This window comes from Vibrio sp. ER1A (genome assembly GCF_000733315.1).
In the GTDB taxonomy this organism is placed as follows: Bacteria; Pseudomonadota; Gammaproteobacteria; order Enterobacterales; family Vibrionaceae; genus Vibrio; species Vibrio mediterranei.
The window spans coordinates 794,173-802,902 of record NZ_JPJA01000086.1 but is presented as its reverse complement, the minus strand read 5'-3'; the positions used below and the strand labels follow the sequence as shown (position 1 = coordinate 802,902).

Annotated in this window: 11 protein-coding genes; 8 read left to right on the top strand and 3 right to left on the bottom strand. The window is 43.4% G+C overall.

Annotation, left to right across the window (positions count from 1 at the left end; translation table 11 throughout):
* The first annotated feature begins 451 nt into the window (after positions 1–451).
* Positions 452–667 carry a hypothetical protein gene (locus tag HW45_RS29305; protein ID WP_152559661.1) on the top strand — a complete coding sequence of 72 codons (216 nt, stop codon included), beginning with the start codon at positions 452–454 and terminating at the stop codon, positions 665–667.
* 47 nt (positions 668–714) lie between these two features.
* Here the strand turns inward: HW45_RS29305 and HW45_RS10840 are convergent, their stop codons facing one another.
* Entirely contained in the window at positions 715–1,497 is a 783-nt protein-coding gene (locus HW45_RS10840; protein WP_038226984.1) for a M48 family metallopeptidase, read from the bottom strand.
* Positions 1,498–1,636: 139 nt separating this feature from the next.
* Here HW45_RS10840 and HW45_RS10835 point away from each other — a divergent pair, with 139 nt between their 5' ends.
* The 5 genes from HW45_RS10835 (at position 1,637) to cutA (ending at position 4,674) form a co-directional block, all read left to right on the top strand.
* Entirely contained in the window at positions 1,637–2,071 is a 435-nt protein-coding gene (locus tag HW45_RS10835) for a hotdog fold thioesterase (protein WP_038226982.1), read from the top strand.
* Entirely contained in the window at positions 2,068–2,301 is a 234-nt protein-coding gene (locus HW45_RS10830; protein WP_038226981.1) for a DUF3389 domain-containing protein, read from the top strand. The genes HW45_RS10835 and HW45_RS10830 overlap by 4 nt, the downstream gene beginning before the upstream one ends.
* 63 nt (positions 2,302–2,364) lie before the next feature.
* On the top strand, positions 2,365–4,086 hold the full coding sequence (locus HW45_RS10825) for an SgrR family transcriptional regulator (protein WP_038226980.1): 1,722 nt from the start codon (positions 2,365–2,367) through the stop codon (positions 4,084–4,086).
* 4 nt (positions 4,087–4,090) lie between these two features.
* On the top strand, positions 4,091–4,342 hold the full coding sequence (locus HW45_RS10820; protein ID WP_038226979.1) for a hypothetical protein: 252 nt from the start codon (positions 4,091–4,093) through the stop codon (positions 4,340–4,342).
* 11 nt (positions 4,343–4,353) lie between these two features.
* Positions 4,354–4,674, top strand: coding sequence for a divalent-cation tolerance protein CutA (gene cutA / locus HW45_RS10815; RefSeq protein WP_006071711.1), 321 nt, complete (start codon positions 4,354–4,356; stop codon positions 4,672–4,674).
* Here cutA and HW45_RS10810 read toward each other — a convergent pair.
* A complete protein-coding gene (locus HW45_RS10810; RefSeq protein ID WP_038226978.1) occupies positions 4,664–5,272 on the bottom strand; it encodes a DUF2238 domain-containing protein in 609 nt (202 codons plus the stop codon). The two genes, cutA and HW45_RS10810, sit on opposite strands and share 11 nt — an antisense overlap.
* Positions 5,273–5,471: 199 nt before the next feature.
* Between HW45_RS10810 and HW45_RS10805 the strand changes: the two genes are divergently transcribed.
* Positions 5,472–6,311, top strand: coding sequence for an isopenicillin N synthase family dioxygenase (locus HW45_RS10805; RefSeq protein WP_006071715.1), 840 nt, complete (start codon positions 5,472–5,474; stop codon positions 6,309–6,311).
* A 101-nt stretch (positions 6,312–6,412) separates the two neighbouring features.
* Positions 6,413–7,024 carry a DNA-J related domain-containing protein gene (locus tag HW45_RS10800; protein WP_038226977.1) on the top strand — a complete coding sequence of 204 codons (612 nt, stop codon included), beginning with the start codon at positions 6,413–6,415 and terminating at the stop codon, positions 7,022–7,024.
* Positions 7,025–7,060: 36 nt separating this feature from the next.
* Here the strand turns inward: HW45_RS10800 and HW45_RS10795 are convergent, their stop codons facing one another.
* Positions 7,061–8,716 (bottom strand): ABC-ATPase domain-containing protein, encoded by a 1,656-nt coding sequence (locus tag HW45_RS10795; RefSeq protein ID WP_038226975.1) that lies wholly within the window; start codon positions 8,714–8,716, stop codon positions 7,061–7,063.
* Positions 8,717–8,730 lie beyond the last annotated feature (14 nt).

The window sequence follows — 8,730 nt, the reverse complement described above, 5'->3', positions numbered from 1 at the left end:
CTTTTATAGAGCTATTGATTATAACGAGTGTAGTTGAGCGCATATGTGCTCAACTACTGCATTTTATAAACTGACACATAAAAGTATGGCACCTGATTCATAGCTGTCAAAAAAATGTCAGCGACAAAAAAACAACGCTTTGTGCTTATTTTTAATACCATGTTAAAGGCTCAAGATGAAACACTTTACCGACTCAGTGAGGAAATCTCTGAAAAGAGAAGATTGGTATGCTGCCTTATTAACTGCTCTCACTTTACCCGATATATGTGGCAGGCTAGAAAACCCTCAGAAGCAACCTAGGGCGAGATATCAAAAGTGGTATCAAATATGGGTTTCTTCGCAGTTAACGGAAAAAACTAATAAACAAGCACGTACAATCTTGCAACTCCGTGGAGAGGAATTGTATGCGCTCAGATGTGCTTTCTTTCATGAGACAGGTAGTAGCTTAGAGATGAATAAGTCTCTAAAGATGATCAAAAAATATAGATTTGTTACTCCTGAAGCATATCTAGCGCTGGATGAAAGCAACATCAATGAACAAATGGCGATACCTATCGATACCATTTGCCTTGCTCTGGCGACGGCAACTGATACTTGGTTTGAAAATGTAAGAGACGACCCGGTCGTCTTAGAGAGATTGGGCGGCCTTCTAAAGGTGCATGGTTGATCAAGCCACCTCTGCTGAATCGTTCACTTAGAGGTGGCCTAGCTAAATTATTTACAGTTAGGTTTAATCGTATCGTAATTCGGTAACGTAGCCGCTTTTGCTCTTAAGTCTGAAATACGAGTATCGTGAGACGGGTGAGTGGACAGAAGTTCTGGTGGTTGACTCTCTCCAGATGCTTTTGCCATGTTCTTCCATAACTCAACACTCTGATTGGGATCAAATCCGCTTTTCGCCATTAATTCTAACCCAACGATATCCGCTTCCGACTCTTGAGTTCGACCGTAAGGTAATATCACGCCATATTGAACCCCAACTCCCAAGGCGGCCATCGTTACATCGCGATATTGAGATCCCCCGAGAGCGACATTTGTAATTTGAAGTCCCGTATTGGCTAGTTGTGATTGTGATAAGCGTTCGTTACTGTGGTCAGCCAAAACGTGAGCCACTTCATGGCCTATGACTGTAGCGAGTTGGTCTGGGGTGACTGCTACATTCAACAGCCCGGTGTAGACCCCAATTTTCCCCCCAGGTAGTGCGAAGGCATTAACTTGATCGGAATCGAATACGACCACTTCCCATTCGCTGAACTCAGGCTGGGGTGGAACGTGGTCTGTGATGGTTTTTGCCACACATTGAACATAAGCATTCACTTCTTTATCTGTGCTTACTTTTTGTTCTTTCTTCATCTGCTCGAAAGATTGAGCACCTAATTGACTCATTTGCGCGTCTGAGAACAGAATTAGTTGGTTCCGTCCGGTTGGAGACGATGAACATGCTGCAATAACAGAGGAGATCGCTGCTAAGCAGTAAGCCTTTGTCCAAGTCTTCATATCTAAGACTCCCTTAAATGTTATCCGTCCCCTAGGCTGGAACAAGGGGAAACGTGTTACCTACATTTTGATATTTGCCATTCGCGTTAACGACAGGCATCATTCTTATAATTAGTTCACCTAAGTATAGGATTTATAGATGAGTATTTGGAAGAAGAATATCTCATTAGGGGCGTTAAATCGCACTTCTAAGAACACGTTAATTGAGCACCTACAAATTGAATATACGGCGTTCACCGATGACACGTTAAGCGCGACGATGCCTGTAAGTAGCATCACCCATCAACCGTTAGGGATGCTTCACGGCGGCGCATCTGTCGTGTTAGCAGAGACTCTAGGTTCGCTTGCTGCGAATTATTGTGTTGATAATGACCATTACTGTGTCGGATTAGATATCAACGCTAACCACGTACGAGCAATGCGTTCTGGCTTCGTAATAGGCACAGCACGGCCTTTACACCTTGGTGTTTCAACTCAAGTTTGGCAAATCGATATTACCGATGAGAAGCAGAGGTTAGTGTGTACAAGCCGCTTAACGATTGCGGTGAAAAAGAATAAAAAGGCTAGCCGATGATCGTCGATTTTTCTCAAGGTAAGGTGATTGTTACGCCACATGAAATGGTAGTGCGGCTAGCGGTGAGCAATGTAACTTTGCAAGCCCAAGTAGATGCGTTACAACTTATCATTCCAGCATGCGTTGTTTCCGCTAATGGTGCGGAGTGTAAATGGTCCGTCAAATTAGACAGTGAGGAACAACTTCGTGCTATTTCCGATGAGACTGGTATAGCGATTTTGACACTGTAACTTGCCAAATAAGCTAATAAAGAGGAAACTTATTTCCAAGTCAACGAATGGTATTTCCTCTTTATGAGCAGTCCCCGCCTAAGAAAGCAATTTGAGATTTTATTTGAGCACTTTTCAGGTCAAGATGCTGAAACACAACTAGAAGATGTGACCGGTATTTTGTTCTGTACGAGGCGAAATGCCCGTATTGTGCTTAATAAACTCGAGGAAGAGGGGTGGATTGAGTGGCACCCAGCGGCAGGCAGAGGGAAGCTCTCTCAGCTTAACTTCAAACAGAATCGAAATGACGTAAGCGAAACGTTGGCAAGGCGTTATCTGGAAGAGGGGCGTATTGGTCACGCATTAAATGTGCTCGACAAAGACGCAAGTCGACTATCTAATGTCATTCAAAGCTACCTAGGAGTAACTCAGTCAGACGGTAAACAGGTCATTCGACTTCCATACTACCGCGCGTTGTCGATGCTTAATCCAACTAAGCCGATGCGCCGTTCTGAAATTCATATAGCACGCCAAGTATTCAGTGGGTTAACTAAATTTGACGAGAATGATGTACTACAACCGGATATTGCTCACCATTGGCAACAGATCTCTGAAACGCAATGGCGTTTTTACATACGCCCCGGGATCCGCTTTCATAACGGTGAATTGCTCAAAATTGACCACATAATTCAAAGTATTGAAAAGCTAAAAGGTGCTAACCTTTACAAGCATTTGGACAAAGTGATCTCGCCATCCGCATGGGTCATTGATGTCTACTTTACACAACCCGATTTTCAAGCTCCGATGCTTTTTGCCGAGAATATGGCCAAGGTATTGCCACCCGAAAGTATGCGAGGTGATGACTTCGATAGATATCCTATTGGTACTGGCCCTTATTGTGTGACGACTAATAATGATAAGAGACTAATTTTATCCGCGTTCGATGGCTACTTTGGTTATCGTCCCTTGTTGGATACGGTGGAAGTATGGGTCATAGACGAAACGCATTCTACATTGGTTTTCCCTACTTTGGCGGATCCGATTGCCGGAGCCCGCTCTGAAGTTCAAGACGACATCGAACTCGACCCTGGCTGCACCTATTTGTTGTTAAATCGCGTCTCTGGCATTGCTAAGGACGATCAGTGGGCTCGTTATCTGAGCAAAAAAATTAATTCGTTAGCGATTTTCCGTAAGCTACCGGAAAAGACCATTGAAGAACTTGGAATGATTCCCGCGCATGGGCTTAAGCCAGGCTGGTATCATCATCCGACTTCTGAGGTACAAGAGCTGCAGAAGGCCGAGTATGAACATATCGCAGATAAAGAAATTAGAATTGCCTATTACGCAGAGCATCCAACGTTCCCAGAGATTGCAAAGGGCATTGAAGAATTACTAAAACAAGATGGAATTCGAACTAAGCTGGTGCGCTATGGTTTAGATTCTCCGGAATTCGATGATATCGACATATGGATTCGCCCTATGGGTATTGCTAGCAAACGCGAGGAAGCATTAGCAGGCTGGTTACTCGGCCACAGTGATATCGAACATATGTCTAAGCCTGAAGACTTTTACCAATGGTCTAAGATCGTCGAAGATTGGCGTGGAAAAGCGAATGAAAAGTTCCCAGCTCAAGAATTGGGTAAAAAGCTGATTCAAAGTTATCAAATCATTCCTATGTTTCATTGTTGGCTGGGTATCAGCAAAGACCATTGTGGTAGTTTGCAAAATGCCAAATGCAATGCGCTAGGTTGGTTTGACTTCAGTAAGGTGTGGGTCAAACCAGACGACCTTGAGATAAACAGTTAGTACAATGGCAAAACCTAATAAAAAAGGTCCAGTGAAGACCGTCGACATTTTCTGTTCCAAATGCGGCGCTAAGCTATTTCGATATCGTAAAGGTGGAAAGGGCGCGCTGGTCAAGTGTTTTAAGGAACGGATAGCCGAAGATTTCACAGAGGAGCTCGGTGCTTGTCCTCAGTGCGCGAGTGTTTTCGGCAGAGATACATTAATTCGTGGTACGCCAGCGATCAAAATAGCTGGTGGAAAAGTTCGTATGAAATAGGGAAATAGTTGATGAAATCCAATGCCATAACGGTACTTACTACCGTATCAAATGAACGACAAGCTGATGACTTAATTAAGGTATTATTGGAGAGTCGTCTCGCAGCATGCATTCAGACGCAAAACATCGGTAGCCACTACGTATGGGAAGGGAAAGTCTGTCATGATAAAGAAGTGTTGTTGATTATCAAATCGACTAATGAGGCCTACTCACGTCTAGAACGAACTATTATTGCCAACCACGAGTATGAAGTCCCACAGATTGTTGCCTTACCCATTGAGGCAGGATTTAGACCTTACCTCAATTGGTTAAAACAAAATGTTAAGCCTTAACTGGCGTCTTTAGAGCAAAAAGTGTCAATGCCGTGATAGCACCTAGCGTGTCACATAGCATGTCTTTTTGCGCATCCCAAATGTCGCCTTGTGAGCCCAAAAAGGCGATCCCCTCATCTCCCCCAGCAATGGCAGCGTACCACCATTCTATGATTTCATAAGCTGCCGCTAGACTCATTATGGCGAATAACGCAAACATGATCGCTGGAATTTTGCTCATTACTTTATTGCGATAGACATATTCCGCAATAGGAAAGGCGTAAAGGCCAATGGAAAAGTGGGCAACTCTATCAAAGTTGTTTCGTTCAGAGCCAATTAACTGATTGAACCAATCAAAAGGGACTTCGGCGAACGTGTACTTCGCACCTATAGTGTGAAGGGCAAGCCAGATGAACATCAAAACGTAAGCGGGTTTGGAAAACTGGAATTTAGCAGATACTAGCCAAATGAGTAATAAGATGGCCACTGCGGGAACAATCTCTGCCACCCATACTGCTCGCGAGCTTGGCGCAATCGCTGAAAAGACAAAAACGAGACAATATAAACCGGTAAGAAAGGTGAGAATAGGGCAGTAACGCCTCGAGGTTCTGTAATTCATAATATTCGCTATCTAGTATCTTTTTTTGTAAGCGTAGTATAACTTTAATAAAACACCGTTCAATTAAGTTGTAACCGTTTTTGGTGACGAATAGCACAAAACACGCAAGCGTTTACACAGCTATACAATAGATTCTTTGAAAAAACGCCAACTTTTTTCTAACATCTGCGTCAAATCATAACGACAAGAAAGCAAAGTCATGAAATTAGAAACGGTTGATTATTTAGCACCAGATGCAGCGGAGCAGTTTGTACGTTCATTAAGAGAAACGGGATTTGGGGTTCTTAAAAACCATCCAATTCCTCAAGAACTTGTAGAATCGATTTATCTGAACTGGCACGCGTTCTTTAGCACAGAAAGGAAGAATGAGTTTCACTTTAATGTAGAGACCCAAGACGGTTATTTCCCACCTAGTGTGTCTGAAGTTGCTAAAGGGCACTCTGTTAAGGACATTAAAGAGTACTTTCATGTCTATCCTTGGGGACAGATACCAGAAGAGCTCAAAGAGCAAATTTTGGATTACTATCGAAGAGCGAATGAATTCGCTGCTGAGCTTCTTGGCTGGGTAGAAGAGTATGCTCCGAAAGAAGTAAGTGACAAGTTTTCGATTGAACTGTCTGAGATGATCAAGAACAGCGAAAAGACATTACTACGTGTACTGCATTATCCACCAATGACTGGTAACGAAGAGCCGGGCGCGATTCGTGCTGCTGCCCACGAAGATATTAACCTACTGACGGTTTTACCTGCGGCAAATGAACCGGGCCTTCAAGTCATGACAAAGGATGACGAGTGGCTGGATGTTCCATGTGACTTTGGAAACTTAATCATCAACATCGGTGATATGCTGCAAGAGGCAAGTGGCGGATACTTCCCTTCGACAACTCACCGTGTTATCAATCCAACTGGTGAGAAGCAAGAGAAGTCTCGTATTTCATTACCACTATTCTTGCACCCAAATCCAGAGGTTGTACTGTCAGATAAATACACAGCTGATAGCTATCTAATGGAACGATTGAGAGAGTTAGGTGTTATCTAACGAATAGAATCAAGGTCAGCTTTATGCTGGCCTTTTTTGTGTACTCAAGGGATGGAAGTGCTAATCTCTAAATGAAAGCACAGTGTAATAGGAGAGGATGATTGACAGGATCTACAGAATGCGAAGTCAAATCTCATCGACAAGCAGATAACCCTTTGCTTTGGTCGGTATTACATTTAATTGAGAACAATGTGGATGGTTTGAAAATTCACACCTTAGCTTCTCAACTCGCCGACGCAGGCTTGATACCTTCATTGGATGAATCTCCAGAAAAAGATCTTTTTAAACGAAACTTCTTACTAATGAATGCTCTGTATCAGCTACAAGAGTTACTGATACCCGAGAAGTGGTTGCAAGTCGAAGCTATGAACATTCAACTTTTCTCTTACCGTTCTGGGGAGCACGCCATAGATAAAAATAACCCATTGAGAGAATATTATCTTGATTGGTCACACTATGAGGCTGATACAGGAGAGGTCAAACGTTTGTTAGAGGACTTTTGGCAACGGTATAAACACTTTGTTGGTGTTTCATCTGTGACAATGTCACGAAGTGTTGCGCTTAAGTGTTTTGAATTAAATGAGTGGGCAACACAAAGAGAGATAAGACAAGCGTGGCGTAAACTCGCCCTTAAGTGGCATCCGGATCGTGAAGGTGGGGATGCTGAGAAGTTTAGACGTTACTGCGAAGCGTGGTCACTATTGAAAGAGTAGTGAGTCTGATGACTCACTACATTTGGCATAACCCAATTAACGCGGCTGACGCATTTTCGCGCCTCTGAGGCGGTTTAAGGTCGCTAGCGTATCAACCAATCTTGGCTTTGCAAGATCACCTGAATTTGGCATAGTCGCACTCCAATCACCTTGAAGCAGTTCGGATAGCGCTTTTGGTGGATGTGTTGACCAACCAGGCTGTTGTGCTAGTTGGAACAATAGCCAACCAATAGCGTTGAGCTCAGAATTTGATTCAAGCTGCTCTAGTGCTTGGACATCAATAAACTCTTTTCCAAATCGTAAACTGTTTGCGCCTTTGCCAGATACTCGGAATTTTCCATCGATCAATAGCTGCTGTAGGTGTGCGCAATCAACATGACGAGGTGGAATCAGTTCCAGAGGTTTCTCACATTCATTCTGCCTCTCAGTTGGATGAAGCGCGATGACTTGATGTGCTTTCTCTGTGACATCAATTGCCTGATAGTCATGCATTTGAATCACAGTATCCGCAACATCTAGGTAGTCGCCAGAACCACCCATAACAATGATAGTTGAAATGTCTAGCTCATCTCTTAACTGCCCAACACGGTCAACAAATGGTGTAATAGGCTCATCACCTTTAGATACTAGTGCTTGCATACGCTCATCACGAATCATGAAGTTCGTCGCTGAGGTATCTTCATCAATCATGATAGCGCTGGCACCTGCTTCAATGGATTCTTGTAGCCATGCTGCTTGAGACGTAGAACCTGAAGCATCTTGGGTACTGAAATCAGAGGTTTGTTTACCAAACGGCAGATGATTAATGTAATTACTCAAGTTTAAGTTGTGAATTGAGCGTCCGTCTTCCGCTTTAATTTTGCATGAATCTGCATCGGTGACGATCCCTTCGCGACCATCACCAGGGATATGATCGTAAATGGAGCGTTCAAGTGCGTTAAGCAAAGTCGATTTACCATGGAAGCCGCCACCAACAATTAATGTGACACCTTTGGTGATACCCATGCCTTTGATATAACCTTGATTGGGACGATGTAACGTTACTTCGAGTGATTCTGGTGACGTGAATGGAATGGCGTCTTTCATTGGTAAATCACAGTTACCTGCGATTCGAGGTAATACACTTCCATTGGCAACGAAGGCAATTAAGTTATTCGCAGCAAGCTGCTCTCGTAGTGCTACCTGATCTTCTACTGCTTCGCAGTGCTTCTTAAGTTCTTGAATGTTTAATTCGCGCTCTAATGTCGCTTTACGAATATATTTTGGTAGATGGAACGTCAGCATATTAATGGCTTTCTTCGCTAAGATGCTGCGACCTTCCGCTGGCAAGTTAACGCGAAAACGAAGCTCAATCCCTTCGTCGGTAAAAATAACGGCTGTTGAGTCCATCACCGTTTGACCAGTTAATGAAATGGAGACATTGTTCTCTTGCTTTGCAAAAGCAGCAAATTGGCGAGTAATATAGTCTCGCGCGGCAATTTGATAAGCTGGTGACTGATCTTTTAACCATTCAAGACCGCTTGGCGCCCATTGTCTGAATGCTCGTACGCGTGATGCCGCTGCGTAAGGGTCAGATTGAACATGATCTATATGAAAATCAAAGTCAGAGAAATCGTAACTACCTTTGATTTGCTGGTAAGCACGATAATTTTGCTTCTCGATTTTTTTTAGTTTGGCGATTAATAGATCCATGTCGAATGTCTCGA

Bases quoted from the DNA above. Each gene is read 5' to 3' on its own strand.
- HW45_RS10820 (WP_038226979.1), top strand. From the start codon at position 4,091: ATGGCAAAACCTAATAAAAAAGGTCCAGTGAAGACCGTCGACATTTTC.
- HW45_RS29305 (WP_152559661.1), top strand. From the start codon at position 452: ATGAATAAGTCTCTAAAGATGATCAAAAAATATAGATTTGTTACTCCT.
- HW45_RS10810 (WP_038226978.1), bottom strand. From the start codon at position 5,272: ATGAATTACAGAACCTCGAGGCGTTACTGCCCTATTCTCACCTTTCTT.
- HW45_RS10840 (WP_038226984.1), bottom strand. From the start codon at position 1,497: ATGAAGACTTGGACAAAGGCTTACTGCTTAGCAGCGATCTCCTCTGTT.
- HW45_RS10825 (WP_038226980.1), top strand. From the start codon at position 2,365: ATGAGCAGTCCCCGCCTAAGAAAGCAATTTGAGATTTTATTTGAGCAC.
- HW45_RS10795 (WP_038226975.1), bottom strand. From the start codon at position 8,716: ATGGATCTATTAATCGCCAAACTAAAAAAAATCGAGAAGCAAAATTAT.
- HW45_RS10835 (WP_038226982.1), top strand. From the start codon at position 1,637: ATGAGTATTTGGAAGAAGAATATCTCATTAGGGGCGTTAAATCGCACT.
- HW45_RS10805 (WP_006071715.1), top strand. From the start codon at position 5,472: ATGAAATTAGAAACGGTTGATTATTTAGCACCAGATGCAGCGGAGCAG.
- cutA (WP_006071711.1), top strand. From the start codon at position 4,354: ATGAAATCCAATGCCATAACGGTACTTACTACCGTATCAAATGAACGA.
- HW45_RS10830 (WP_038226981.1), top strand. From the start codon at position 2,068: ATGATCGTCGATTTTTCTCAAGGTAAGGTGATTGTTACGCCACATGAA.